Origin of the sequence: Methylibium rhizosphaerae, assembly GCF_006386545.1 — a bacterium.
Taxonomy (GTDB): domain Bacteria; phylum Pseudomonadota; class Gammaproteobacteria; order Burkholderiales; family Burkholderiaceae_C; genus Pseudorivibacter; species Pseudorivibacter rhizosphaerae.
The window spans coordinates 39,086-65,117 of the sequence record NZ_SWAR01000023.1; the positions used below are offsets into that span (position 1 = coordinate 39,086).

The 26,032-nt window shown below is 68.6% G+C and carries 20 protein-coding genes; 16 read left to right on the plus strand and 4 right to left on the minus strand.

The genetic code is table 11. The features are described from left to right. Positions 1-126: 126 nt before the first annotated feature. From E8D38_RS16625 to ugpB, 4 genes are all read right to left on the minus strand, one after another. A complete protein-coding gene (locus E8D38_RS16625; protein WP_140633271.1) occupies positions 127-1,197 on the minus strand; it encodes a sn-glycerol-3-phosphate import ATP-binding protein UgpC in 1,071 nt (356 codons plus the stop codon). Positions 1,198-1,216: 19 nt separating this feature from the next. After that, positions 1,217-2,068, minus strand: a complete 852-nt coding sequence (gene ugpE, locus E8D38_RS16630) for a sn-glycerol-3-phosphate ABC transporter permease UgpE (RefSeq protein ID WP_140633273.1) — start codon at positions 2,066-2,068, stop codon at positions 1,217-1,219. A gap of 197 nt (positions 2,069-2,265) precedes the next feature. Then, positions 2,266-3,153, minus strand: coding sequence for a sn-glycerol-3-phosphate ABC transporter permease UgpA (ugpA, locus tag E8D38_RS16635; protein WP_140633276.1), 888 nt, complete (start codon positions 3,151-3,153; stop codon positions 2,266-2,268). 10 nt (positions 3,154-3,163) lie between these two features. Then, complete coding sequence (ugpB, locus tag E8D38_RS16640) at positions 3,164-4,477, minus strand: sn-glycerol-3-phosphate ABC transporter substrate-binding protein UgpB (protein ID WP_140633279.1); 1,314 nt, start codon at positions 4,475-4,477, stop codon at positions 3,164-3,166. Positions 4,478-4,724: 247 nt separating this feature from the next. Here ugpB and E8D38_RS16645 point away from each other — a divergent pair, with 247 nt between their 5' ends. From E8D38_RS16645 to E8D38_RS16720, 16 genes are all read left to right on the plus strand, one after another. Beyond that, positions 4,725-8,636 carry a DUF3683 domain-containing protein gene (locus E8D38_RS16645; RefSeq protein WP_140633282.1) on the plus strand — a complete coding sequence of 1,304 codons (3,912 nt, stop codon included), beginning with the start codon at positions 4,725-4,727 and terminating at the stop codon, positions 8,634-8,636. Between the two features lie 4 nt (positions 8,637-8,640). Next, on the plus strand, positions 8,641-9,066 hold the full coding sequence (locus E8D38_RS16650; RefSeq protein WP_140633285.1) for an HIT family protein: 426 nt from the start codon (positions 8,641-8,643) through the stop codon (positions 9,064-9,066). A gap of 10 nt (positions 9,067-9,076) precedes the next feature. Continuing rightward, positions 9,077-9,490, plus strand: a complete 414-nt coding sequence (locus E8D38_RS16655; RefSeq protein ID WP_140633288.1) for a gamma-butyrobetaine hydroxylase family protein — start codon at positions 9,077-9,079, stop codon at positions 9,488-9,490. A gap of 10 nt (positions 9,491-9,500) precedes the next feature. After that, positions 9,501-10,232 (plus strand): bifunctional demethylmenaquinone methyltransferase/2-methoxy-6-polyprenyl-1,4-benzoquinol methylase UbiE, encoded by a 732-nt coding sequence (gene ubiE / locus E8D38_RS16660; protein ID WP_140633291.1) that lies wholly within the window; start codon positions 9,501-9,503, stop codon positions 10,230-10,232. A 229-nt stretch (positions 10,233-10,461) separates the two neighbouring features. Beyond that, a complete protein-coding gene (locus E8D38_RS16665; protein WP_140633294.1) occupies positions 10,462-11,877 on the plus strand; it encodes a TIGR03013 family XrtA/PEP-CTERM system glycosyltransferase in 1,416 nt (471 codons plus the stop codon). Between the two features lie 29 nt (positions 11,878-11,906). Continuing rightward, positions 11,907-13,355, plus strand: coding sequence for a mannose-1-phosphate guanylyltransferase/mannose-6-phosphate isomerase (locus E8D38_RS16670; protein ID WP_140633297.1), 1,449 nt, complete (start codon positions 11,907-11,909; stop codon positions 13,353-13,355). 341 nt (positions 13,356-13,696) lie between these two features. Next, on the plus strand, positions 13,697-14,332 hold the full coding sequence (locus E8D38_RS16675; RefSeq protein WP_140633300.1) for an XrtA/PEP-CTERM system exopolysaccharide export protein: 636 nt from the start codon (positions 13,697-13,699) through the stop codon (positions 14,330-14,332). Between the two features lie 30 nt (positions 14,333-14,362). After that, a complete protein-coding gene (locus E8D38_RS16680) occupies positions 14,363-15,916 on the plus strand; it encodes an XrtA system polysaccharide chain length determinant (protein WP_140633303.1) in 1,554 nt (517 codons plus the stop codon). Between the two features lie 19 nt (positions 15,917-15,935). After that, the gene (locus E8D38_RS16685; RefSeq protein ID WP_140633306.1) at positions 15,936-16,856 is read left to right on the plus strand and encodes an XrtA-associated tyrosine autokinase; all 921 of its coding nucleotides are present in this window, start codon (positions 15,936-15,938) and stop codon (positions 16,854-16,856) included. Then, complete coding sequence (locus tag E8D38_RS16690) at positions 16,828-18,414, plus strand: TIGR03016 family PEP-CTERM system-associated outer membrane protein (protein WP_140633309.1); 1,587 nt, start codon at positions 16,828-16,830, stop codon at positions 18,412-18,414. Before E8D38_RS16685 ends, E8D38_RS16690 begins: the two co-directional genes overlap by 29 nt. A 79-nt stretch (positions 18,415-18,493) precedes the next feature. Next, the gene (wecB, locus tag E8D38_RS16695; protein ID WP_140633312.1) at positions 18,494-19,663 is read left to right on the plus strand and encodes a non-hydrolyzing UDP-N-acetylglucosamine 2-epimerase; all 1,170 of its coding nucleotides are present in this window, start codon (positions 18,494-18,496) and stop codon (positions 19,661-19,663) included. Beyond that, the gene (locus E8D38_RS16700) at positions 19,660-20,511 is read left to right on the plus strand and encodes an XrtA system polysaccharide deacetylase (RefSeq protein WP_140633315.1); all 852 of its coding nucleotides are present in this window, start codon (positions 19,660-19,662) and stop codon (positions 20,509-20,511) included. The genes wecB and E8D38_RS16700 overlap by 4 nt, the downstream gene beginning before the upstream one ends. A gap of 41 nt (positions 20,512-20,552) precedes the next feature. Then, positions 20,553-21,572, plus strand: a complete 1,020-nt coding sequence (locus E8D38_RS16705) for a FemAB family XrtA/PEP-CTERM system-associated protein (protein WP_219851776.1) — start codon at positions 20,553-20,555, stop codon at positions 21,570-21,572. A 4-nt stretch (positions 21,573-21,576) separates the two neighbouring features. Next, positions 21,577-22,761, plus strand: a complete 1,185-nt coding sequence (locus E8D38_RS16710; protein ID WP_140633318.1) for a TIGR03088 family PEP-CTERM/XrtA system glycosyltransferase — start codon at positions 21,577-21,579, stop codon at positions 22,759-22,761. 17 nt (positions 22,762-22,778) lie between these two features. Continuing rightward, positions 22,779-24,728, plus strand: coding sequence for an XrtA/PEP-CTERM system amidotransferase (locus E8D38_RS16715; RefSeq protein WP_140633321.1), 1,950 nt, complete (start codon positions 22,779-22,781; stop codon positions 24,726-24,728). A 27-nt stretch (positions 24,729-24,755) separates the two neighbouring features. After that, positions 24,756-26,009: a TIGR04063 family PEP-CTERM/XrtA system glycosyltransferase gene (locus E8D38_RS16720; RefSeq protein WP_140633324.1), complete on the plus strand. Its 1,254-nt coding sequence runs from the start codon at positions 24,756-24,758 to the stop codon at positions 26,007-26,009. Positions 26,010-26,032 lie beyond the last annotated feature (23 nt).

Sequence of the window (26,032 nt, forward strand, 5' to 3'; positions counted from 1 at the left end):
GGTACGCCGGCCGATCCCCTGCGGGGATGCGGGCCGGCTTGGGAGCGGCCCGGCGCTTGGCCCGCGGGGATGTCTGCCCCTCGTCCGGCGGGTACACCTGTGAAACCCAGCTTGACACAGGGTGTCTCATGACGCGATGCGCTGCTGCGTGGCGGCGTCGAACCAGTGCTTGTGGGCCGGCGTGGTGCTCACATGCACCGTCTGGCCGACGCCCGGCGCGGTGTCGGTGGAGTCCATGCGCAGCGTGATCAGGTGGCTGCCCAGGCGGCCGTAGATCAGCCGCTCGGCGCCCAGCATCTCGATCATCTCGACCCGCACCGGCCAGCCGTCGCCCGATGCGTTGACTTCGAGGTGTTCGGGCCGCACGCCGAGGATCAGTTCGCCGGCGCGCGGGGCCGGCTGGCTCAACGGCAGGGTCGCACCGTCGAGCACGAACCGGTTGCCGTCGGCCTGGCCCTTGAGCAGGTTCATCGGCGGCGAGCCGATGAAGCCCGCCACGAAGGTGGTGGCCGGGCGCAGGTACACCTCCTCGGGGGTGCCGATCTGCTCCATCACGCCGGCGTTCATGACGATCATGCGCTGGGCCAGCGTCATCGCCTCGACCTGGTCGTGGGTCACGAACAGCGAGGTCACGCCCAGTTCGCCGTGCAGCTTCTGGATCTCGAGCCGGGTCTGCGCGCGCAGCTTGGCGTCGAGGTTGGACAGCGGCTCGTCGAACAGGAACACCTGCGGCTGGCGCACGATGGCTCGGCCCATGGCCACGCGCTGGCGCTGGCCGCCCGAGAGCTGGCGCGGCTTGCGGTCGAGCAGGTGCGAAAGCTCGAGGATCCGGGCCGCCTTGTCGACGCGCTTCTGGATCTCTTCCTTGGACACCTTGGCGATCTTCAGGCCGTAGGCCATGTTCTCGAACACGCTCATGTGCGGATACAGCGCGTAGTTCTGGAACACCATCGCGATGTCGCGCTCTGCCGGCTCGAGGTTGTTCACCACCCGCGGCCCGATGGAGATCTCGCCGCCGCTCACCTCCTCGAGCCCCGCCACCATGCGCAGCAGCGTGCTCTTGCCGCAGCCCGAGGGCCCCACGATCACGATGAACTCGCCGTCGGCGATCTCGGCATTCACGCCGTGGATCACCTTGTTGGCCTTGGCGCCGTGGCCATAGACCTTCTCGACCTTGCGCAGCGATATCGCACCCATGTTGTTGGCTTCTCTGGTCTTATTTTTCGGAGTCGACGAGGCCCTTGACGAACTGCTTCTGCATCAGGAGCACGACGATCGCGGGCGGGATCATCGCCAGGATGGCGGTGGCCATCACGATGTTCCAGTCGTTGGCGGCATCACCGCCGGAGATCATGCGCTTGATGCCCATCACCACCGGGTACATGTCCTCGCTGGTGGTCACCAGCAGCGGCCACAGGTACTGGTTCCAGCCGTAGATGAACTGGATGACGAACAGCGCGGCGATGCTGGTGCGCGACAGCGGCAGCAGCACGTCCTTGAAGAAGCGCATCGGCCCGGCACCGTCGATGCGCGCGGCTTCGACCAGTTCGTCGGGCACGGTGAGGAAGAACTGCCGGAACAGGAAGGTCGCGGTGGCGCTGGCGATCAGCGGCACGGTGAGACCGGCATAGCTGTTGAGCATGCCGAGATCCGACACCACCTGATAGGTCGGCCCGATGCGCACCTCCACCGGCAGCATCAGCGTCACGAAGATGGCCCAGAAGAAGAACTCGCGCCCCGGGAAGCGGAAGTAGACGATGGCGAAGGCCGACAGCAGCGAGATCGCGATCTTGCCGATCGCGATGACCAGGGCCGACACCAGGCTCACCAGCATCATGCGGCCGACGGGCGCGTTCGACGCCGCACTCTCGCCGGTGCCCAGGATCGCCGCGGTGTAGTTCTCCACCAGGTGCGGCCCGGGCAGCAGCGGCATCGGCACCTGCACGATCTCCTGCGCGGTGTGCGTGCTGGCGACGAAGGTGACGTAGAGCGGGAAGGCGACGATGAGCACGCCGAGCACCAGCACGACGTGCGAGACAACGGTGGCCAGCGGCCGGTTCTCGACCATCTCAGTGCTCCACCGCGCCTTGCGCGGTCCGCGACCCATGAAGCCCGCGTCCGTTCGGGCTGAGGTATCGAAGCCCTGCGCAGACCGCTGCGGCCCTTCGATACCTCAGGGCGAACGGATGTGGTGGTTGACGCATGAGTCCTCTGCGGCCCTCTGCGCCCTCTGCGCCTCCGCGGTGAATGAATGGGGGTTTCACTTCAGTAGTTCACCTTGCGTTCGACATACCGGAACTGGACCACCGTGAGCGCGACCACGATCACCATGAGCACCACGCTCTGCGCGGCGCTGCCGCCCAGGTCGAGCGCCTTGAAGCCGTCGTAGTAGACCTTGTAGACCAGGATCGCCGTGTCCTTGCCCGGGCCGCCCTCGGTGGCTGCGTCGACGATCGCGAAGGTGTCGAAGAAGGCGTAGACGACGTTGATCACCAGCAGGAAGAAGGTGGTGGGCGACAGCAGCGGGAAGACGATGGTCCAGAAGCGCCGCCAGGGGCCGGCGCCGTCGATGGCGGCCGCCTCGATCAGGCTCTTCGGGATGCTCTGCAGCCCGGCCAGGAAGAACAGGAAGTTGTAGGAGATCTGCTTCCACACCGCCGCAAAGACGATCAGCGCCATCGCCTGGCCGCTGTCGAGCAGGTGGTTCCATTCGAAGCCGAACTGCCGCAGGGCGTAGCTCACCACGCCGATGGACGGCGCGAACAGGAACAGCCACAGCACGCCGGCCACCGCCGGCGCCACCGCATAGGGCCAGATCAGCAGCGTCTTGTAGAGGCCGGCGCCGCGCAGCACGCGGTCGGCGAAGACCGCGAGTGCGAGCGACACCGACAGCCCGAGCACGGCCACCAGCACCGAGAACAGTGCCGTCGTCTTGAACGACGACAGGTAGCTCTCGTCGTCGAGCAGGCGGCGGAAGTTGTCCAGCCCCACCCACTCGACGCTGGCGCCGAAGGCGTCCTGCTGCTGCAGCGACTGCAGCAGCGCCTGGCCGGCCGGCCAGAAGAAGAACACCGCGATCACCGTCACCTGCGGCGCCAGCAGCGCCCAGGGCAGCCACCAGCTCCGGAAGCGGACTCGTTTTTCGACCGTCAAGTTGCCGACCTCAGCCCTTGTTGGCCTTCTCGAAGCGCTCGAGCTGCTCGTTGCCGCGCTTCACCGCGGTGTCGAGCGCCTCCTTGGCGGTCTTCTTGCCCGACCACACCAGCTCCAGCTCCTCGTCGACGATGGCGCGGATCTGGTTGAAGTTGCCCAGGCGCACGCCGCGCGACTTGTCGGTGGTCTTGCGGATCATCTGGTTGACCGCCGTGTCGGTGCCCGGGTTGTCCTTGTAGAAGCCGGACTTTTCGGTCAGCGCGAACGACGCCAGCGTGATCGGCAGGTAGCCGGTGCGCTGGTGGCTCTGGGCCTGGATCTCGGGGTTGGTGAGGTAGTTGAAGAAGGCCGCGACGCCCTTGTACTCGGCCGGCTTCTTGCCCGCCATGACCCACAGCGAAGCGCCGCCGATGATGGTGTTCTGCGGCGCGCCGGGCACGTCGGGGTAGTAGGGCAGGGGGGCGATGCCGAAGTCGAACTTGGCGTTCTTCTTGATGGTGGCGTAGGTGCTCGAGCTGGCGGTGGCCATGGCGCATTCGCCGCTGTAGAACGGCGCGTCGCCCTTGTTGCCGCGACCGCGGTAGTGGAACAGGCCCTGCTTGGCCATGTTCGACAGGTTCTCGATGTGCCGCACATGCAGCGGGCTGTTGAACTGCAGCCGCGCGCTGGTGCCGCCGAAGCCGTTGTTCTGCGACGCGAACAGCGTGTTGTGCCAGGTCGAGAAGCTCTCGAGCTGCGTCCAGCCCTGCCAGCTGGTGGTGAACGGGCAGGCGACGCCGGAGGCCTTGAGCTTGGCGGCGGCCGACACCAGCTCCGGCCAGGTGGCGGGCGGCTTGCTGGGGTCGAGGCCGGCCTTGCGGAAGGCGTCCTTGTTGTAGTTGAGCACGGTGGTCGAGCTGTTGAGCGGGAAGCTCAGCATCTGGCCGTTGGGGGCGGTGTAGTAGCCCACCACCGCCGGGATGTAGCCCTTGGGGTCGAACTTGTAGCCGGCGTCGGCGAGCACCTTGCCCACCGGCACCACCGCGCCCTTGGCGGCCATCATCGTGGCGGTGCCCACCTCGTAGACCTGCAGGATGTGCGGCGCATTGCCGGCGCGGAAGGCGGCGATCGAGGCGGTCATCGACTCGTCGTAGGTGCCCTTGTAGGTGGGCACGACCTTGTAGTCCTTCTGGCTGGCGTTGAAGCCGTTGGCGAGGTCGACCACCCAGTCGTTCAGGCCGCCGGTCATCGAGTGCCACCACTGGATTTCGGTCTGGGCGTACGCGGGTGCCGAGGCGAGGGCCGCCAGGGCAGCGGCGGCGAGAGCGAGCGTCTTGTGCTTCATGACTTCTCCGAAAAAAGGCTGCCCGGGATCTCCGAGCAAACCCGCGAGGCTAGGGCTGGTTTGTGACAGGGGCGTTTCTGGCATGGAGGGCGCCTGCGGGCAACCGGGATAACCCGTCGTGACAAGAGTGGCGCGCCCGGGACCGGCGTCGGGTGGCGCCTCCACGTCGCGGCGCGGGCCTGCGGTACGATCGCCCCTCGGGCGCGCGGCAAGACGATTCCCTCCCCACACGGCGCGCCTGGAGCCCATGAACGCACCGCTCCCGCTGACCCAGATCGCTGCCGCAACGACGGCCGACACCGACACCGAAGCGCCCCGGCTGCGCGAGATCCCGTACAACTACACCTCGTTCTCCGATCGCGAGATCGTGATGCGGCTGCTCAGCCCCCATGCCTGGGAAGTGCTGAACCAGCTGCGCACCGAGCGCCGCACCGGCCGCTCGGCCCGCATGCTCTACGAGGTGCTGGGCGACATCTGGGTGGTGCAGCGCAACCCCTACCTGCAGGACGACCTGCTGGACAACCCGAAGCGCCGCCAGCTGCTGATCGAGGCGCTGCACCATCGCCTGGCCGAGGTGGAAAAGCGCCGCACGCCGCAGGTCGACGGCGCCCGCGACGCCATCGTCGGCGAGCTGCTTGCGCAGGCCGGCTCGGCGGTCGAGAAGTTCGCCAGCCAGTTCAAGGAGATCGCCGGGCTGCGCCAGCGCACGCGGCGGCTGCTGGGCAGGCACACGGCGAAGGACAACATCAAGTTCGATGGCCTGTCGCGCGTCTCCCACGTGACCGACGCGACCGACTGGCGGGTCGAATACCCGTTCGTGGTGCTCACGCCCGACACCGAGGCCGAGATGGCCGCGCTGGTCAAGGGCTGCATCGAGCTGGGCCTCACCATCATTCCGCGCGGGGGCGGCACCGGCTACACCGGCGGCGCCATTCCGCTCACCTGGAAGAGCGCGGTCATCAACACCGAAAAGCTCGAGGCGATGACCGAGGTCGAGATGGTGCGCCTGCCCGGCATCGACCGCGACGTGCCCACCATCTGGACCGAAGCCGGTGTGGTGACGCAACGCGTGGCCGACGCGGCCGAGCGCGCGGGCTTCGTGTTCGCGGTGGACCCGACCTCGGCCGAGGCCTCCTGCATCGGTGGCAACATCGCGATGAACGCGGGCGGCAAGAAGGCGGTGCTGTGGGGCACCGCGCTCGACAACCTGGCTTCCTGGCGCATGGTGACGCCCGAGGCCAAGTGGCTCGAAGTGGTGAGGCTCGACCACAACCTGGGCAAGATCCACGACGCGGAGGTGGCCCGCTTCGAGCTGCGCTACTTCGACGCCTCGGGCAAGAAGCTCGAACGCACCGAGCGGCTCGAAGTGCCCGGCCGCACCTTCCGCAAGGAAGGCCTGGGCAAGGACGTCACCGACAAGTTCCTCGCGGGCCTGCCCGGCATCCAGAAGGAGGGCTGCGACGGCCTCATCACCAGCGCCCGCTGGGTGGTGCACCGCATGCCGGCGCACACCCGCACCGTCTGCCTGGAGTTCTTCGGCAATGCGAAGGACGCCGTGCCCTCGATCGTCGAGATCAAGGACTTCATGTTCGAGGAGCAGAAGCGCGGAGGCGCCATCCTGGCCGGCCTGGAGCACCTGGACGACCGCTACCTGAAGGCGGTGGGTTATGCCACCAAGAGCAAGCGGGGCACGCTGCCCAAGATGGTGCTGATCGGCGACATCGCCGGCGACGACCCGGATGCGGTGGCGCGTGCCGCGGCCGAGGTGGTGCGCATCTCCAATTCGCGCAGCGGCGAGGGCTTCACCGCCGTGTCGGCCGATGCGCGCAAGAAGTTCTGGCTCGACCGCAAGCGCACCGCCGCGATCAGCCGGCACACCAACGCCTTCAAGATCAACGAAGACGTGGTGATCCCGCTGCCGCGCATGGGCGAGTACACCAACGGCATCGAGCGCATCAACATCGAGCTGTCCCTGCGCAACAAGCTGCAGCTGCTCGACCGCCTGGAGCACTTCTTCGCCGCCGGCAACCTGCCGCTGGGCAAGAGCGACGACGCCGGCGAGATTCCGAGCGCCGAGCTGCTCGAAGACCGCGTGCAGCAGGCGCTGGCGGTGGTGCGCGAAACCCGCGCGCTGTGGCAGCACTGGCTCGCCCACCTCGACGAGAAGCAGGCCGACACCGGCACCAGCTACTTCGATCAGCTGCAGGACCACTCGCTGCGCGCCTCGTGGAAGACGCAGGTGCTCAAGGCGCTGCAGCAGATCTTCGCCGGCGCCGCCTTCGCGCCCATCGTCACCGAGGCCCGGCGCATCCACAAGGAAGTGCTGCGCGGGCGCGTGTGGGTGGCGCTGCACATGCATGCCGGCGACGGCAACGTGCACACCAACATCCCGGTCAACTCCGACAACTACGAGATGCTGCAGACGGCGCACGAGGCCGTGGCACGCATCATGAAGCTGGCGCGCAGCCTGAACGGCGTGATCTCCGGCGAACACGGCATCGGCATCACCAAGCTCGAATTCCTGAGCGACGACGAGATCCGCGACTTCGCCGACTACAAGCGGCGCGTCGACCCGGAAGGCCGCTTCAACAAGGGCAAGCTGCTGCGCGACGGCAGCCACCTGGGCGACGACGTGCAGGCGGCCGACCTGACGCATGCCTACACGCCCAGCTTCGGCCTCATGGGGCACGAGTCGCTGATCATGCAGCAGAGCGACATCGGCGCGATCGCCGATTCGGTGAAGGACTGCCTGCGCTGCGGCAAGTGCAAGCCGGTGTGCGCGACCCACGTGCCCCGGGCCAACCTGCTGTACAGCCCGCGCAACAAGATCCTCGCCACCTCGCTGCTCGTCGAGGCCTTCCTGTACGAGGAACAGACCCGCCGCGGCGTGAGCATCAAGCACTGGGAAGAGTTCGAGGACGTGGCCGACCACTGCACGGTCTGCCACAAGTGCGCCTCGCCCTGCCCGGTGAAGATCGACTTCGGCGACGTGTCGATGAACATGCGCAACCTGCTGCGCAAGATGGGGCAGAAGAGCCTGCGTCCCGGCAATGCGGCCGCCATGTTCTTCTTGAACGCCACCAACCCCGAGACCATCAAGCTGATGCGCTCGGCCATGGTGGGCGTGGGCTTCAAGGCGCAACGCCTGGCCAACAACCTGCTGCGCGGCCTGGCCAACCAGCAGGCCGCCAGGCCGCCGGCCACGGTGGGCCCCGCGCCGGTGAAGGCGCAGGTGATCCACTTCGTCAACAAGAAGCTGCCGGGCGGCCTGCCCACGCGCACCGCGCGCGCGCTGCTCGACATCGAGGACAAGGACTACGTCCCCATCATCCGCGACCCGGCCAGGACCACGGCCGACACCGAGGCGGTGTTCTACTTCCCCGGCTGCGGCTCGGAGCGCCTGTTCTCGCAGGTGGGCCTGGCCACGCAGGCGATGCTCTGGCATGCCGGCGTGCAGACCGTGCTGCCGCCGGGCTACCTGTGCTGCGGCTACCCGCAGCGTGGCAGCGGCCAGTTCGACAAGGCCGAGAAGATCATCACCGACAACCGCGTGCTGTTCCACCGGGTGGCCAACACGCTGAACTACCTCGACATCAAGACGGTGGTGGTGAGCTGCGGCACCTGCTACGACCAGCTGCAGGGCTACGAATTCGACAAGATCTTCCCCGGCTGCCGCATCATCGACATCCACGAGTACCTGCTCGAGAAGGGACTCAGGCTCGAGGGCAAGGGGGCCTACCTCTACCACGACCCCTGCCACAGCCCGATGAAGCTGCAGGAGCCGATGAAGACGGTGAAGGCGCTGGTAGGCGAGCAGGTGCAAAAGAGCGAGCGCTGCTGCGGCGAGAGCGGCACCTTCGGCGTGACGCGGCCCGACATCGCCACGCAGGTGCGCTTCCGCAAGGCCGAGGAGCTCAAGCGCGGCGAGGCCGCGCTGAAGGCGAGCGGCGCGGTCGCCGAACAGGCTGACGTGAAGATCCTCACGTCCTGCCCCAGCTGCCTGCAGGGCCTGTCGCGCTATGCCGGCGACCTCAACAACGGCCTGCTCGAGGCCGACTACATCGTGGTCGAGATGGCCCGCAAGATCCTCGGCGAGAACTGGATGCCCGAGTACGTGGCGCGCGCCAATGCCGGCGGCATCGAACGGGTGCTGGTGTAGCGCGATGGCCGGCTGCGAACTCTGCGAACAACCCGGCGGTGAGCTGATCCACCGGGCCGACCGCTGGCGGGTCATCCGCGCGGCGGATGCGAACTTCCCGGCCTTCTACCGCGTGGTGTGGAACGCCCACGTCGCCGAATTCACCGACCTGGGCGAGGCCGACCGCAGGCTGTGCCTCGAGGTGGTGTGTGCCGTCGAGCGGGTGCTGCGCGAGGCGCTCTCGCCCACCAAGGTCAACCTCGCGAGCCTGGGCAACGTGGTGCCGCATCTGCACTGGCACGTGATTGCCCGCTTCGACTGGGACAGCCACTTCCCGCAGCCGGTGTGGGGCGCGGCGCAGCGTGTGGTCGAAGGCGGCGCCGCGGCCCGGCTGCCGCTGGCCTTGCCCGACCTCGACGCCCGCCTGCGCGCGGCGCTGGCCGCCTTCTGAGGAGCACAACATGGCCGGCCTCACCAAGGACACCCCCACGCCCACCGCGCTCACGGTGCACCAGCAGTCGCGCCTGCTCGAAGTCGACTTCTCCGACGGCGCGCGCTTTCGCATCCCGTTCGAGCTGCTGCGCGTGTACTCGCCGTCGGCAGAAGTGCAGGGCCACGGCCCGGGCCAGGAAACCCTGCAGACCGGCAAGCGCAATGTCGGCATCGACGCGGTGGAGCCGGTCGGGCACTACGGCATCAAGCCGGTGTTCAGCGACGGCCACGCGTCGGGCATCTTTTCGTGGGAATACCTGTACCGCCTGGGTGCCGAGCAGGACAAGCTCTGGCAGGACTACCTGGCGCGGCTCGCCGAGGCCGGCCTGGACCGCGACGCGCCGATGGCGCCGCCGGCGGCCGGCTGCGGCCACCACCATTGAGGACCTTCCGATGAGCAACACCCACTTCGGTTTCGAGACCGTCGACGAATCCCAGAAGGCCTCGCGCGTGCGCGGCGTGTTCGACTCGGTGGCGCCGAAGTACGACGTCATGAACGACCTCATGTCCATGGGCCTGCACCGCCTGTGGAAGGCCTACACGGTGGCGGTGTCGGGCGCACGGCCCGGCCAGCGCGTGCTCGACATCGCCGGCGGCACCGGCGACCTGGCCCGCGCCTTTGCCAGGCGGGTGGCTCCCGGCGGCATGGTGGTGCACACCGACATCAACGAGGCGATGCTCAAGACCGGCCGGGACCGCCTCACCGACGAAGGCCTGGTGCTGCCCACTTCCCTGTGCGATGCCGAACAGCTGCCGTTCGCGAGCGACAGCTTCGACATCGTCACCGTCGCCTTCGGCTTGCGCAACATGACGCACAAGGACCTCGCACTCAAGGAGATGTGCCGGGTGCTCAAGCCGGGCGGGCGCCTGCTGGTGCTCGAGTTCTCGAAGGTCGCCAAGCCGCTGGAAAAGGCCTACGACTGGTACTCGTTCCAGGTGCTGCCCCGCATCGGCCAATGGGTGGCCGGCGACGCCGACAGCTATCGCTACCTGGCCGAGTCGATCCGCATGCACCCCGGCCAGGCCGAACTCAAGGCCATGATGAAGACCGCCGGCTTCGGTCACGTGGACGTGCACAACATGACCGGCGGCGTGGTGGCGCTTCACCTTGGCTTGAAGTGCTGACTGAAGCCGGATCCGCGGCGCCCGCTGGTTCGTGGGCTGTTTTTGTGACATAGCGCACAGGAACTGCGGCTTTTGCGGCGTTAAGAACGCCCCCTCAAACACGGGGTGCCCCGTACATGGAGGGTTGTGGCGTCACATCCGGTGTCGAGAATTCGTTGCGTTTGTTGCACACGAATCTGAGGTGCACGGCTCGCCAGTTCTCGGGGGCCCTGTGCGGAGGGAAACACCGATGTTCCGCGTCTTCCAGAACCAAGAATCTCTCTCGACCTTTCGCGATCTCTTCGCGGACGCACTGCTGTGCTTCCTGGCCGTGCTGCTGGCCGCCGCGTCGCTCGAGCTGGCGCCGCGCGGCCATGCCTTCGACTTCGCCGCCCTGCTGACGATGCCCAACGTGCTGATGCCGGCGGCCTCGTTCGCGCTGGTGATGGCGCTGCTGTATTCGTTCGTCGGCCTGTACCGCCACACCCACCTGTCGGCACTGTCGGTGGTGGGCCGGCTGGGCGTGGCCTTCCTGCTGGGCGGCTACTTCATCTACCTCGCGCTCAAGGCGGTCGACTACCAGGGCCACCCGGCCCAGCTGGTGGGCTATGCGCTGCTGTACGTCTCGGCCGGGCTGGTGCTGGTGCGCGGCACTGCCTGGGGCGTGCGCCGCGCCATGGGCGCGCGCCGCGTGCTCATCGTGGGCAGCGCAGGCGAAGCCGCCAACGTGCTCGAAGGACTGGGTGCGCCGGGCAGCCGTGCCTACCGCCGCGTCGTGGGCGTGTACCCCACGTCGGTCAAGCCCGGCAGCGAGTCGGTGCTCAAGGGCATGCGCATGTTCGACCGCAACACCGAGCTCGAGCAGGTGGTGCGCCGCCACAACATCAGCGAGATCATCGTCGCGGCCCGCGAGCAGCGCGGCGGCATCGTGCCGATGGATCAGCTGCTGGCCTGCCGCATCCGCGGCGTGCGCATCATGGACTTCGCCGGCTTCTACGAGCAGGTCAAGGCCGAGGTGCCGATCGACAGCCTGAAGGGCAGCTGGCTCGTCTACGGCGACGGCTTCGTGCAGGGCCGCGCCCGACGCGCCGCCAAGCGCGCGTTCGACATCGTCACTTCGGCCGCCCTGCTGCTGCTGGCCTCGCCGCTGATGCTGCTCACCGCCATCGCGATCAAGCTCGACAGCCGCGGCCCGGTGATCTACCGCCAGGAGCGCGTCGGCCTGGGCGGCCAGACCTTCATGTGCCTGAAGTTCCGCAGCATGGGCACCGATGCCGAGAAGGACGGCGTGGCCGTGTGGGCCACCAAGAACGATGCGCGCGTCACCCGCGTGGGCGCCTTCATCCGCAAGACCCGCATCGACGAGCTGCCGCAGCTCATCAGCGTGCTCAAGGGCGAGATGAGCATGGTGGGGCCGCGCCCCGAGCGGCCTTCCTTCGTGAAGCAGCTCAAGGAACAGATCCCGTTCTACGACCTGCGCCATTCCATCAAGCCCGGTGTCACCGGCTGGGCGCAGGTGCGCTACAGCTACGGCGCTTCGGTCGAAGACGCACGTCGCAAGCACCAGTTCGACCTCTACTACGTCAAGAACAACTCGCTGTTCCTCGACCTGCTGGTGCTGATCGAGACCGTGACGGTGGTGCTGTTCCGCGAAGGCGCGCACTGAGCGGGCCCTCGGGTCGGCGGCACCACTGCATGAAACTCCAAGTCCTCCCCGTCGTGATGGCCGGTGGCAGCGGCACGCGGCTGTGGCCGCTGTCGCGCGCGGGCTATCCGAAGCAGTTTCTCGTGCTCTCGGGCAACCAGAGCCTGTTCCAGCAGGCGGTGGGCCGCCTGGCCGGCCTGGGCGGCGGCGACTTCGCCGTCGGCGCGCCGCTGGTGGTGGGCAACGAGGAGCACCGCTTCCTCGTGCTCGACCAGCTGCGCGAGCTGCGGCTCGATCCGGCCGCGCTGCTGCTGGAGCCTTTCGGCCGCAACACCGCGCCGGCGCTCACGCTGGCCGCACTGCAGGCGATCGAGGACGGTGCCGATCCGGTGATGGTGGTGGCCCCGGCCGACCAGACCGTGACCGACGCCGCTGCCTTCACCGCCTCGCTGCAGTCGGCCGTGCAGGTGGCCGCGGGCGGCTCCATCGTGATCCTCGGCATCACGCCCGACCGGCCCGAGACCGGCTACGGGTACATCCGCAGCACCGCCAGCGAACGGGGCGTGGCCAGGGTCGCTCAGTTCGTCGAGAAGCCCGACCTTGCCACCGCACAGCGGTACCTGGCCGAAGGCGACTACTGCTGGAACAGCGGCATGTTCGTGCTCAAGGCCTCGGTGTGGCTGGCCGCGCTCGAAGCCTTCCGCCCGGACATCGCGGCCGCCACGCGCACCGCCTGGGCCGCGCGCAGCAGCGACGCGAAGTTCGTGCGCCCGGGCAAGAGCGAATTCGCCGCGGTGCCGTCCGAGTCGGTCGACTATGCGGTGATGGAGCGCTGCCCCGGCAGCGACTTCGACATCCGCATGGTGAGCCTGGCCGCCGGCTGGAACGACCTGGGCGCCTGGGACGCGGTGTGGCAGGTGGCCACGAAGGACGCCGCCGGCAATGCCAGCGTGGGCGACGTGCTGCTGCAGGACAGCCGCAACGCGCTGGTGCATGCCACCAGCCGGCTGGTCAGCGTGGTGGGCCTCGACGACGTGGTCGTGGTCGAGACGCCCGACGCGGTGATGGTCAGCGACCGTTCGCGCAGCCAGGAAGTGAAGAAGGTGGTGGAGCGCCTGCATGCGCAGCACCGCGGCGAGCAGACGCTGCATCGCAAGGTGCACCGGCCCTGGGGCTGGTACGACAGCATCGACGCCGGCCCGCGCTTCCAGGTCAAGCGCATCCTGGTGAACCCGGGCGCGAGCCTGAGCCTGCAGATGCATCACCACCGCGCCGAGCACTGGATCGTCGTCTCGGGCACCGCCGAAGTCACCAACGGCGACAGGAAGATCCTGCTGACCGAGAACCAGAGCACCTACATCCCGCTCGGCGAGGTGCATCGCCTGGCCAACCCGGGCAAGATGCCGCTGGAGATCATCGAGGTGCAGTCGGGCTCCTACCTCGGCGAGGACGACATCGTGCGCTTCGAGGACACCTACGGGCGCGCGCCTGCGGCCTGAGCCGAAGCGCGCTTCGTGACCTTGGGGCAGCGTGAGACGCGGCCCTGTTCCCGGGCTCGGGCGGCAGTGCCTAAAGACACACCGCAGTGCCCGCGGATCCCCCGCAACGCCCCGCGAATCCCCCTGCGACCCCCCTCGTTCGGGGTCATTACTTTCAAGGCTCCTTTGCGTATTCTTCGTTCCGTTGGCTGGGTCGGGTGCTGCAGTGGTTGACGCAAATCCTGCGTGCCGCAGCGATCCGGTTCATGACGGTCCTCGCCCTGCTTTGATTGCCGCCTCGCACGAATGGCAGACGAGGCTTGCGCCACCGGGGCACCCCTGAACTGAGACTGGAGGATTCCATGGCACTGAACGCCGCCACCCGCTTCGTCAAAGAACTGCTCAGCTGCCTCGGCGTCTGCACCGCCATGCTCGTCCTGGCCGGCTGCGCCTCCAACAACTATCCGCCGGCGCCGGTGTCGGCGGCCACCACCGACTACCGCTACCTCATCGGTCCGCTCGACGTGGTGAACATCATCGTGTGGCGCAACCCCGAGCTGTCGTTGTCGGTGCCGGTTCGCCCCGACGGCCATATCTCGACGCCGCTGGTCGAAGACCTGCCGGCCATCGGCCGCAGCCCCAAGGACCTGGCCCGCGACATAGAGAAGGCGCTGAGCAAGTACACGCGCGACCCGGTGGTCACGGTCGTCGTCACCGGCTTCCAGGGCGCGGCCAGCGAGCAGATCCGCATCATCGGCGAAGCCGCGCGGCCGCAGGCCATTCCGTACCGCCAGAACATGACCATGCTCGACGTGATGATCCAGGTGGGCGGCCTCACCGACTTCGCCGACGGCAACGGCGCGGTGCTCGTGCGTGGCAAGGAAGACGGCAAGCAGTACCGCCTGCGCCTGAAGGACCTCATCAAGCGCGGCGACATCTCGGCCAACGTCGAGGTGCGCCCGGGCGACGTGGTCATCATCCCGCAGGGCTGGTTCTGATCCGGCGGCAGCTCCCGAGCACACATCACCATGGAAGAACTCATCGCCCAGGTCATGGCCACCGCGCGCGGCATGTGGCGCCGGCGCTGGCTGGGGGTGCTGGTGGCCTGGCTCATCGGCATGGTCGCCGCCGTGATGCTGCTGCGCATGCCCGACCGCTACGAGGCGCATGCGCGCGTCTACGTCGATTCGAAGAGCGTGCTCAAGCCGCTGATGCGCGACCTCGCCGTCGAGCCCGACATCGACCAGACCATCGGCCTGCTGGCGCGCACGCTCATCACCCGGCCCAACATCGAGCTGCTCATGCGCAAGGCCAAGCTCGAGACGCCGGGCATGTCGCAGGTCGACCGCGACGTCATGGTGGACCGGCTGATCCGCGAGATCAAGCTCACCGGCAGCGGCCGCGACAACGTGTTCAGCTTCACCTATCGCGACACCAGCCCGGTGCAGGCGCGCCAGGTGGTCGAGAACCTGGTGGCGCTGTTCGTCGAATCCGACCTGGGCGCCAAGATGCGTGACACCGAGGCGGCCCGAGGCTTCATCGACCAGCAGATCCACACCTACGAGGCCCGGCTCACCGAAGCCGAGAACCGGCTGAAGGAGTTCAAGCTCCGCAACCTCGAGATCACCGACACCGGCGGGCGCGACTATTTCGCCCGCATCTCGGCGCTGACCGAAGAGGTGGGCAAGCTCCAGCTCGAGCTGCGGGCCGCCGAACAGTCGCGCGACGCCATCAAGCGCGAGCTCTCGGGCGAAACCGTGTCGCTGCTGCCGGAGCTGCCGGCGCAAGGCTCCACCATTTCCACCCCCGAGATCGACGCCCGCATCGACGCGCAGCGCCGCCAGCTCGATGAACTGCTGCGCCGCTTCACCGAGCTGCATCCGGACGTCGTTTCCACCAAGCGGCTGATCGAGCGGCTCGAGCAGCAGAAGGAACAGGAGATGGAAGCCGCGCGCAAGCGCGCGGCCGAGAACAAGACCCGCAGCGTGCCGCAGTCCAATCCGGTGATGCAGCAGGTCAAGCTGGCGTTCGCCGAGGCCGAGGCCAACGTGGCCGCGCTGCGCGTGCGCCTGAGCGACACCCAGGGCCGGCTCGCCCAGTTGCGCTCCACCGCGAACCGGGTGCCGCAGGTCGAGGCCGAACTCGCCCAGCTCAACCGCGACTACGACGTGGTGCGCCGCAACTACGAGGCGCTGGTGGCCCAGCGCGAAAAGGCGTCGATGTCCGAGGAGGTCGACAACACCCGCCTGGCCCAGTTCCGCGTGATCGAGCCGCCGCGCACCGCCGACAAGCCGGTGTTTCCCAATCGCATGGGGCTGGCGCCGATCGCACTGCTGGCGTCGCTGATGGCCGGTGTGGCGGCCACCTTCCTGGCGGTGCAGCTCATGCCTTCGTTCAGCAGCACGCGCGTGCTGCGCGCACTGACCGATCGCCCCACGCTCGGCACGGTGTCGATCTTCAAGACCGAAGAAATGGTGCGCCATGCGCGCCGCAACGGATCTGCATTCGTCCTGGCGCTCGGCGGGCTCATCACGGTGTATGCGGCCTGGATCGTCTGGATGTCGATGCATGCGCGCGTTTGAGCTTTGAGGAGCAGCAGCAGTGAGCATCATTGAACAAGCTGCGCGTCGCCTGGAGGAGTTGCGCCGCAGCGGGGTCGACGTGTCCTCGGTATCGCCACGGTCGGCAGGGCCGGCGCAGGCGGTGCCGCCGGCGGTACGCCATCCGGCCGTGCAGCGACCGGTGGTGCGCGAGGTGACCGCGCAGCCTCGGCCGGAGCCGACCGCCCATTCGCGCAAGGTCGAGATCGACCTCGCCCGGCTGGCGGCCATGGGCTACCTGGTGCCCGATGCACCGCGGCTCCAGATCGCGGACGAGTTCCGCGTCATCAAGCGTCCGCTGCTGACCAACGTGCATGGCGAGTCGGCCGCGCCGGTCAAGGATGCCAACCTCATCATGGTGACCAGCTCGCTGCCCGGCGAAGGCAAGACCTTCGTCGCGGTCAACCTGGCGATCAGCCTGGCCATGGAACTCGACACCACCGTGCTGCTGGTCGACGCCGACGTGGCCCGGCCTTCGGTGCTCAGCCGACTCGGACTGCCGCAGTCGGCCGGCCTGCTCGACGTGCTGACCGACCCCGGCATGGACATGAGCGAGGTGATGCTGCGCACCAACCTCGAAAAGCTGTCGCTGCTGCCTGCGGGCAAGCCCCAGGGGCGCGCCACCGAGCTGCTGGCCAGCGGGGCGATGGACAAGCTGCTCGGCGAGCTGTCCACGCGCTACCCCGATCGCATCGTGGTGTTCGATGCCCCCCCCTTGCTGCCCTCCACCGAGTCGCGCGTGCTCGCTTCGCGCATGGGGCAGGTCATCATGGTCGTCGAGGCCGACCGCACGCCGCAGCGCTCGGTGGCGCAGGCCCTGGCGACCATCGAGGCCTGTCCGGTGGTGATGACGCTGCTCAACAAGACCAGCCGCTCCGAAGTCGGCTCCTACCATGGTTACTACGGACCGCTCGAAGACTGACCGGGCTTCGCGGCGGGCCCTGCGCCGGCAGCGCCGCTGCGGCCCGGCGCTGCGCCTGGCAACGGTGCTGGTGCCGGGCTGCCTGGCCGCGGCACCCGCCCTCGCGCAGACCTGGAACGCCGAGGCGGCCGTCTCGTCGCAGCTCACCTGGACCAACAACTCGGCCCTGGGCGTGACCGAAGGGCAGGACGACACCGTGCTGGCGGTGCGTCCGCGGATCTCGCTGTTCCGCGAAGGCGGGCGGCTGCGCGTGGCCGGGTCCGCCCAGCTCAACGCGGTCACCTATGCGAACGGCACGCAGCCCGACCGGGTGCTGCCCGAGGTCAGCCTCACCGCCAACCTGGAGGCCATCGAGCGCTTCTTCTTCATCGATGCCGGCGTGCGCGTGCTGCAGACGAGCGAAGACCCGTTCGGCACGCCGGCCAACCCCGACACCCCGACCGGCAACACGATCACCACCCGGGTCACGCGGCTGAGCCCGTACATCGAGCGAGCCGCCACGCCCGACCTGCGCTACGGCCTGCGCAGCGACAACGTCAAGACCAGCGACAACGGCTCCACCTTCGGCCTGGCAGCCTCGTCGGCCACCGGCTACTTCGGCCACCACGTCGGCTACATCGAGCACGACCCGGTGCCCTTCGGCTGGCGGCTCGAGGCCGAGCGCACCGAGACGCGCTACGACGACAGCGCGCAGCCGCCGCAGGAGATCGACCTGGCGCGCGCCAGCCTCAACTTCGCGGTCGGGCCGGAGCTCTCGCTCGGGCTTCGCGCCGGCTACGAACGCGACAGCTTCCTCGCCGGCGACGAACAGGACAACACCATCTACGGTGCGCAGCTGCGCTGGCGGCCCACCGAACGGACCCTGCTCACCGCCTTCGGCGAGGAGCGCTTCTTCGGGACGAGCTGGCGCGTGGCGTTCGACCACCGGATCTCGCGGCTGGCCTGGAACATGTCGTTCTCGCGCACCGTCGAGACGGCGCCGCAGCTGCTGTTCGCGCTGCCGGCCGGCGGCAACGTGGCAGCGCTCATCAATGCGCTGCTGCCGGCCGAGCTGACCGGGGCGGCCCGCGAGCGTGCTGTGCGCGAGGCCATGGCCCGCTACGGCCTGCCTGCCACCACCACGAGCCCGGTCACCATCTACTCGCAGCGCCTGTCCATCGTCAACAGCCGCAACGTCACCGTCGGCTACATCGGGCCGCGCAGCTCCATCACGCTCACCGGCTACAGCTGGCGCACCGAAGATGCGCTGCCCCGCACCGGCCTCGGCCCCGACCCGACCCTCAACAACAACAAGCAGCACGGCGCGACCCTCATCCTGAGCCATCGGCTGACGCGGTTGTCTACCGTGATGCTGTCGATGGACTACAGCCGCATCCGTGCACTCGAGGCGGTGGGCAACGACAACACGAGGCAGGCCGAGGCGTCGCTGCGGTTCACCACGCAGGCTTCGCGGCAGACCAGCGCCTTCGGCGGCGCCCGCTACCGCAAGCTCGGTTCCAACGTCATCCTGGGTGGTGACGAAACCGCCGTCTTCGCGGGGCTGGACCACACGTTCTGAAGCGGCCGCATTGCGGTGCGAGGTACCTGTTCAACCCCCTTTGCGTGCCAGCCGACGGCAGCACATCGAAATGAGCAACATGACTGATCAAAACAAGCTTGGCCCGTTGATCTGCGTGGTGGGCGCACGCCCCAACTACATGAAGATGGCACCGCTGCTGCGGGCCTTCGGTGCGCAGGCGGGCCTGCCCAAGGCGATGCTGGTGCACACCGGCCAGCACTACGACTTCGCGCTCAACGACCGCCTGTTCGCCGACCTCGAGCTGCCGGCGCCCGACGTGAACCTCGAAGTCGGCTCGGGCTCGCATGCGGTGCAGACGGCCGAGGTGATGAAGCGTTTCGAGCCTGTGGTCACCGAGACGAAACCTTCCTGCGTCATCGTCGTGGGTGACGTGAATTCCACCATGGCCTGCACCCTCGTCGCTGCCAAGCTCCACGTGCCGGTGGTGCACGTGGAAGCGGGCCTGCGCAGCTTCGACCGGGGCATGCCCGAAGAGATCAATCGCGTCGTCACCGACCAGATCGCCGACCTGCTGTACACGACCGAGCGCACCGCTCACGACAACCTCGCGCATGAAGGCATCGCGCCCGAGCGCGCGCACTTCGTCGGCAACCTCATGATCGACTCGCTGCAGTCGGCCATGAAGAAGGCGGTGCCTCCCGAGCAGACGCTGGCCCGAGAAGGCGCCGACGCAAGCCTGCTGGCCGACCCGAACGGCTTCGGCGTGGTCACCATGCATCGGCCTTCGAACGTGGACGACCCGGCCAACCTGGCGGAGCTGCTCGACATCCTGCGCGTGGTCAGCACGCGGCTGCCGCTGGTGTGGCCGATCCACCCGCGCACCCGCGCCAACATCGAGCGCCTGGGGCTGGCTTCCAAGCTGGAAGGCGTGCGCATCGCCTGCCTGCCGCCGCAGGGCTATCTCGAGATGGTGGGGCTGCTCAGCCGCGCCAGGCTCGCGCTCACCGACTCCGGCGGCGTGCAGGAAGAAACCACCGCGCTGGGCGTGCCGTGCCTCACGATGCGGCCCAATACCGAGCGGCCCATCACGGTGGAGCACGGCACCAACACCCTGGTGCCGCGCGACCTGTCGCTGATCCTGCATCTCATCGACGACATCCTGCAGACCGGCGGCAAGCGCGGCCGCACGCCCGAGCTGTGGGACGGCCACGCCGCCGAGCGCATCGCCGCGCATCTGGCGCAGTGGCTGCCCGCGGCCTCGGCACGCAGGAAGGGCGAGTCGGCATGAAGCCGGCAGCCGTCATGAACGCGCTCACCGTCGACGTGGAGGACTACTTCCAGGTCTCCGCGCTGGCGCCGGTGATCGACCGCGCTTCATGGGACTCGCGGCCCTGCCGTGTCGAACGCAACGTGCAGCGGCTTCTCGCGCTGTTCGAACGCCGGGGCGCCCGCGCCACCTTCTTCACGCTGGGCTGGATCGCCGAGCGCTACCCGCAGCTCGTGCGCGACATCGTGGCCGGCGGCCACGAACTCGCCAGCCACGGCTACGGCCACCTGCGCGCCAGCGACCAGAGCCGCGACGAATTCCTGGACGACATCCGGCGCGCCAAGTCGCTGCTCGAAGACATCGCCGGCCAGCCGGTGCTCGGCTACCGGGCGCCGAGCTTTTCCATCGGCTACGGCAACCCCTGGGCCTTCGACGTGCTGCAGGAGGCGGGCTACCGCTACAGCTCCAGCGTCTACCCGGTGCAGCACGACCACTACGGCATGCCGGACGCGCCTCGCTTTGCATACAGCGCCCGGCCCGGCCTCACCGAGGTGCCGGTCACCACGACGCGGCTGCTCGGCCGCAACCTGCCGGCCGGCGGCGGCGGCTACTTCCGCCTCGCGCCCTACGAGCTCAGCCGCTGGGCGATCCAGCGCGTCAACCGCATCGACCGGCGCCCGGCAATCTTCTACATGCACCCGTGGGAGATCGACCCCGAGCAGCCGCGCGTGCCCGGCACCAGCCTCAAGACGCGCTTTCGCCACTACGTCAACCTGCACAAGACCGAAGCCCGCCTCGACCGCCTGCTCGGCGACTTTTCCTGGGGCCGCATGGACGAGGTCTTCAACCTGAAGCACAACGCCTCGTGAACCTCGTGGACCTGCCTTCTTCCGCCACCGCCGGCCTCTCCGTGCGGCCCTACCGCGACGGCGACCGCGAACGCTGGGAGCGTTTCGTCTACGCCTGCCCGCAGGCCACGTTCTTCCACCGCATCGGCTGGCGCGACGTCTACGAAGACGTGTTCCGCCACCGCACGCACTACCTGCTGGCCGAACGCGGCCAGCAGATCGTCGGTGTGCTGCCGCTGGTGCAGTTGAAGAGCCTGCTGTTCGGGCATTCGCTGGTGTCGCTGCCCTTTGCCGTGTACGGCGGCGCCGCAGCCACCGAAGAAGCAGCGACCAAGGCGCTGCACCAGGCAGCGGTGGAACTCGGCCGCGAGCTGGGCGTGTCGCACCTGGAGCTGCGCAACCGCGAGGCGGCCGAACCCGAATGGCCGCGGCAGGACCTGTACGTCACCTTCCGCAAGGAACTGCTGCCTGAAGTGGAGGCCAACATGCTGGCCATTCCGCGCAAGCAGCGCGCCATGGTGCGCAAGGGCATCCAGCGCAACCTGCGCAGCGAGATCGACACCAGCACCGACCGCTTCTTCGAGCTGTACGCCGACAACCAGCACCGCCACGGCACGCCGCCGCAGTCGCGCCGCTATTTCCAGGCGCTGCACCGGGTGTTCGGCGACGACTGCGAGATGCTCACCATCGTGAGCGAGCAGGGCAAGGCGGTGTCTGGCGTGCTGTCGTTCTATTTCCGCGACGAGGTGCTGCCGTACTACGCGGGCGACCTGACCGACGCGCGCGACCTGGCGGCCAACGACTTCAAGTACTGGGAGCTGATGCGCCGCGCCTGCGAACGCGGGCTCAAGGTGTTCGATTACGGCCGCTCCAAGCGCGGCACCGGTTCGTTCGACTTCAAGAAGAACTGGGGCTTCGAGCCGGCGCCGCTGCACTACGAATACAGCCTGTTCACCCGCGACAGCGTGCCCCAGAACAACCCGAACAACCCGAAGTACGCCAAGGCCATCGAAACCTGGCGCAAGCTGCCGCGCGGCGTGGTCAATGCGATCGGGCCGATGCTGGCGCGGCATCTGGGTTGAGGGCATGGGTGCTGACTCGAGGGTGCTGGTGGCCCATGTGCTGCACCGGTTCGATATCGGCGGCCTCGAAAACGGCGTCGTCAACCTGATCAACCGGCTGCCGGCCAGCCGCTTCAGGCATGCCGTGATCGCGCTCACCGAAGTCACCGACTTTTCCAGGCGCATCGAGCGCGACGACGTGCAGCTGTTCGCGCTGAACAAGCCGCCGGGGCAGGGCCTGTGGATCGCGCCGCGCATGCGCCGCCTGCTGCGCGAGCTGCGTCCGGCCATCGTGCACACCCGCAACCTGGCGGCGCTGGAGATGTCGCTGCCGGCGGCCTGGGCAGGTGTTCCCATCCGCGTCCACGGCGAACACGGCTGGGACAGCACCGACCCCGACGGCAGCAGCCGGAAGTACCGCCTCGTGCGCCGTGCCTACCGGCCTTTCGTGCACCAGTACATCGCGCTGTCGCGCCACATCGAGCATTACCTGTCACAGCACGTCGGCGTGCCGGGGCCGCGCATCGCGCAGCTGTACAACGGCGTCGACACCCGGCGCTTCCACCCCGCAACCGGGGGGCGGGAGCCCATCGCCGCTTCGCCTTTCGAAGGCCAGGGTGACCTTTGGCTGGTGGGCACGGTGGGCCGCCTGTCGGCCATCAAGGACCAGGTGCTGCTGGCCCGCGCCTTCGTGCGGGCCGTGGCGTCGTCGGCTGAGGCGCGGCGGCGCATGCGCCTCGTGATCGCGGGCGACGGCCCGCTGCGCGCCCAGGTCGAGCAGGTGCTCTCCGAGGCGGGCATGGCCGGCCTCGCCTGGCTGGCCGGCGCGCGCAACGACGTGCCGCAGGTGCTGCGCGGGCTCGACGCCTTCGTGCTGCCGTCCATCTCCGAGGGCATCTCCAACACCATCCTGGAGGCCATGGCGACGGCCTTGCCCATCGTGGCCACCCAGGTGGGGGGGAATGTCGAGCTGCTGTCAGACCCCGCGACTGGGCGGCTTGTGCCGGCGCAAGACGTGGATACGATGGCTCGCGCGCTGCTCGACGACTTCGAGCACCCGCAGGCGGCCCGCGAACGCGGGCAGCGTGCGCGGGCCGATGTCGAGGCGCGCTTCAGCCTGGATGGCATGGTCGCGGCCTACGGCGACGTTTACGAGAGGCTGCTGGCCCAGGCAGCGGCCCGCGGGGCGATCGAGCCCCGCCACAGCTAGGACGGTCAGAGAAGAACATGTGCGGCATCGTTGGCATCTGGGATTCACGCGGCACGCGCTCCATCGAGCGCGGCCAGCTCGTGCGCATGAACGAGTCGCAGCATCACCGCGGGCCCGATGAAACCGGCACCCACCTCGCGCCCGGCGTGGGGCTGGGCCACAAGCGGCTGTCGATCATCGACCTGGCCACCGGCCAGCAGCCGCTGTTCAACGAAGACCACTCGGTGGTGATCGTCTTCAACGGCGAGATCTACAACTACCAGGAACTCATTCCCGAGCTGCAGGCCTTGGGCCATCAGTTCCGCACGCGCAGCGACACCGAGGTGATCGTGCACGCCTGGGAAGCCTGGGGCGAGGCCTGCGTGGACCGCCTGCGCGGCATGTTCGCCTTCGCCATCTGGGACGAGAAGAAGCAGACCCTCTTCCTCGCGCGCGACCGGCTCGGCGTGAAGCCGCTGTTCTACGCCATGCTGCCCGACGGCATGTTCGTGTTCGGCTCCGAACTCAAGGCCCTGCTCGCGCACGGCAACCTGTCGCGCCAGATCGACCCGCGCTCGGTCGAGGACTACTTCGCGCTGGGCTACGTGCCCGAGCCCCGCACCATCTACACCTCGGCACTGAAGCTGGCGCCGGGCCACACCCTCACGCTGCGCCGCGGCCAGCCCGCGCAGCCGCCGCGCCGCTACTGGGACGTGCGTTTCACCGGCGACAACCCGATCACCCCCGAAGACGCGCAGGCAGAGCTCGTCGAGCGCCTGCGCGAGAGCGTGCGCCTGCGCATGATCTCGGAGGTGCCGCTGGGCGCCTTCCTGTCCGGCGGCGTCGATTCGAGCGCGGTGGTGGCCATGATGGCCGGCCAGTCCGGCGGCCCGGTCAACACCTGCTCGATCTCCTTCGACGACCCCAAGTTCGACGAAACCGCCTTCGCGCAGCAGGTGGCCGACCGCTACCAGACGCGCCACTTCGTCGACCGCGTCGAGACCGACGACTTCGACCTCATCGACACGCTGGCCGCGCTGTACGACGAGCCCTATGCCGACAGCTCGGCCATCCCGACCTACCGGGTGTGCCAGCTGGCGCGCCGGCACGTCACCGTGGCGCTGTCGGGCGACGGCGGCGACGAAAGCTTCGGCGGCTACCGGCGCTACCGCCTGCATCTGAACGAGGAGCGCATGCGCGCGGCGCTGCCGCTGGGCCTGCGCCGGCCGCTGTTCGGCACCCTGGGCCGCCTGTACCCCAAGGCCGACCGCGCGCCGCGCTTCCTGCGGGCCAAGTCCACCTTCCAGGCGCTGGCGCGCGACTCGGTCGCGGCCTATTTCCACAGCGTGTCGATCTTCCGCGAGGACATGCGGGCCATGCTGTTCTCGCCCGAGCTGCGCCGCCAGCTGGGCGGCTACCGTGCGGTCGACGTGTTCCACGATCACGCCTCGCGCGCCGGCACCGACGATCCCTTGTCGCTGATCCAGTACCTGGACATGCAGACCTACCTGATCGGCGACATCAACACCAAGGTCGACCGCGCCAGCATGGCCCATGCGCTCGAGGTGCGCGAACCGCTCATGGACCACAAGCTGGTCGAGTGGGTGGCCGGCTTGTCGTCGCGCGTCAAGATCAGGAGCGGCGAGGGCAAGTGGCTGCTCAAGAAGTCGATGGAGCCGCACCTGCCCCACGACGTGCTGTACCGCCCCAAGATGGGTTTTGCCGTGCCGCTGGCGCGCTGGTTCCGCGGGCCGCTCCGCCAGCGCGTGCGCACCGCGCTGCTCGAAGGCCAGCTCGGCCAGACCGGCTTCTTCAACCGCAAGTACCTGGAGCACCTGGTCGACGCGCATGCAGCGGGCCAGCGCGACTACAGCGCGCCCCTGTGGACGCTGCTCATGTTCGAGGCCTTCCTGCGCGTGGGCGAACCCGCCCGTGCCGCCGTGCCTGCCGCCAGCGCCGCGCCGCAGTCGGCCCTGGCCGCCGCCTGAGACCGCTCGCACGCACCGCCCGCCAGCATGCGCATCCTGCACGTTCTCGATCATTCCCTGCCGCTGCACAGCGGCTACAGCTTCCGCACCGTGTCAATCCTGCGCGAGCAGCGCGCTCTCGGCTGGGACACCCACCACCTCACCACGCCGAGGCACTACGGCGGCTCCGGCGCGCCGGAGGAATCGGCCGACGGCTGGACCTTCCATCGCACACCGTTCAAGCCCGGCCTGCTGTCGAAGCTGCCGGCCGCGGGGCCCTACTTCGACGAGATGCGCGCCACCGCCGCCCGGCTCGACGAACTGGTGGCGCGGCTGCAGCCAGACGTGCTGCATGCCCACTCGCCGGTGCTCAATGCGCTGCCCGCGCTGCGCGTGGGGCGCCGCCGCGGCATCCCGGTGGTCTACGAGATGCGCGCCTCCTGGGAGGACGCCGCGGTGGACCACGGCAGCACCCGCGAAGGCAGCTTGCGCTATCGCCTCTCGCGCGGCCTCGAAAGCCACGCGCTCAAGCGCGTGGACGCCATCACCACCATCTGCGAAGGCCTGCGCGCGGACATCATGTCACGCGGCATCGATGCCTCGCGCATCACCGTCATCCCGAACGCGGTGGATGTCGCTTCCTTCACCTATGGCGCACCTGCCGACGCAGCGCTGCGCGCCAGGCTGGGGCTCGACGGCGCCACGGTGCTCGGCTTTGCCGGCTCCTTCTACGGCTACGAAGGCCTCGAGCTGCTGCTGGAGGCCGCGGCCCGCCTCGCGCCGGCGCGGCCCGAGCTGCGCGTGCTGCTGGTGGGCGGCGGCCCGCAGGAAGCCGCCCTCAAGGCGCAGGCGCTGCGGCTGGGCATTGCCGAGCGGGTCGTGTTCACCGGCCGGGTGCCGCACGCCGAGGTGCAGCGCTACTACGAACTCATCGACGTGCTGGCCTATCCACGGCAATCGATGCGCCTCACCGAGCTGGTCACGCCGCTCAAGCCGCTGGAGGCCATGGCGCAGGGCCGCATGTTCGTCGCCTCCGACGTGGGCGGCCACCGCGAGCTCATCCGCGACGGTGACACCGGCGTGCTGTTCCCGGCGGGCGATGCGCAGGCGCTGGCCCAGGCCATCGCCGGCCTGCTCGACCAGCGCGCCGGCTGGGACGCGATGCGCCAGCGGGCGCGCCGCTTCGTCGAGACCGAACGCACCTGGGCGCGCAGCGTGGCCCGCTATGCCGACGTCTATGCCCGCGTGTGCGAGCGGCAGCCGGGCGGCGGCGCGATCAAGTCGTCCGTCGCGCGCGGCTGAGGCTCAGGGAACGGAGCAATTTC

Coding starts and splice junctions, on each gene's coding strand:
- E8D38_RS16625 (WP_140633271.1), bottom strand. CDS start 1,197: ATGGGTGCGATATCGCTGCGCAAGGTCGAGAAGGTCTATGGCCACGGC.
- ugpE (WP_140633273.1), bottom strand. CDS start 2,068: ATGGTCGAGAACCGGCCGCTGGCCACCGTTGTCTCGCACGTCGTGCTG.
- ugpB (WP_140633279.1), bottom strand. CDS start 4,477: ATGAAGCACAAGACGCTCGCTCTCGCCGCCGCTGCCCTGGCGGCCCTC.
- E8D38_RS16645 (WP_140633282.1), top strand. CDS start 4,725: ATGAACGCACCGCTCCCGCTGACCCAGATCGCTGCCGCAACGACGGCC.
- E8D38_RS16650 (WP_140633285.1), top strand. CDS start 8,641: ATGGCCGGCTGCGAACTCTGCGAACAACCCGGCGGTGAGCTGATCCAC.
- E8D38_RS16655 (WP_140633288.1), top strand. CDS start 9,077: ATGGCCGGCCTCACCAAGGACACCCCCACGCCCACCGCGCTCACGGTG.
- ubiE (WP_140633291.1), top strand. CDS start 9,501: ATGAGCAACACCCACTTCGGTTTCGAGACCGTCGACGAATCCCAGAAG.
- E8D38_RS16665 (WP_140633294.1), top strand. CDS start 10,462: ATGTTCCGCGTCTTCCAGAACCAAGAATCTCTCTCGACCTTTCGCGAT.
- E8D38_RS16670 (WP_140633297.1), top strand. CDS start 11,907: ATGAAACTCCAAGTCCTCCCCGTCGTGATGGCCGGTGGCAGCGGCACG.
- E8D38_RS16675 (WP_140633300.1), top strand. CDS start 13,697: ATGGCACTGAACGCCGCCACCCGCTTCGTCAAAGAACTGCTCAGCTGC.
- E8D38_RS16680 (WP_140633303.1), top strand. CDS start 14,363: ATGGAAGAACTCATCGCCCAGGTCATGGCCACCGCGCGCGGCATGTGG.
- E8D38_RS16690 (WP_140633309.1), top strand. CDS start 16,828: ATGGTTACTACGGACCGCTCGAAGACTGACCGGGCTTCGCGGCGGGCC.
- wecB (WP_140633312.1), top strand. CDS start 18,494: ATGACTGATCAAAACAAGCTTGGCCCGTTGATCTGCGTGGTGGGCGCA.
- E8D38_RS16700 (WP_140633315.1), top strand. CDS start 19,660: ATGAAGCCGGCAGCCGTCATGAACGCGCTCACCGTCGACGTGGAGGAC.
- E8D38_RS16710 (WP_140633318.1), top strand. CDS start 21,577: ATGGGTGCTGACTCGAGGGTGCTGGTGGCCCATGTGCTGCACCGGTTC.
- E8D38_RS16715 (WP_140633321.1), top strand. CDS start 22,779: ATGTGCGGCATCGTTGGCATCTGGGATTCACGCGGCACGCGCTCCATC.
- E8D38_RS16720 (WP_140633324.1), top strand. CDS start 24,756: ATGCGCATCCTGCACGTTCTCGATCATTCCCTGCCGCTGCACAGCGGC.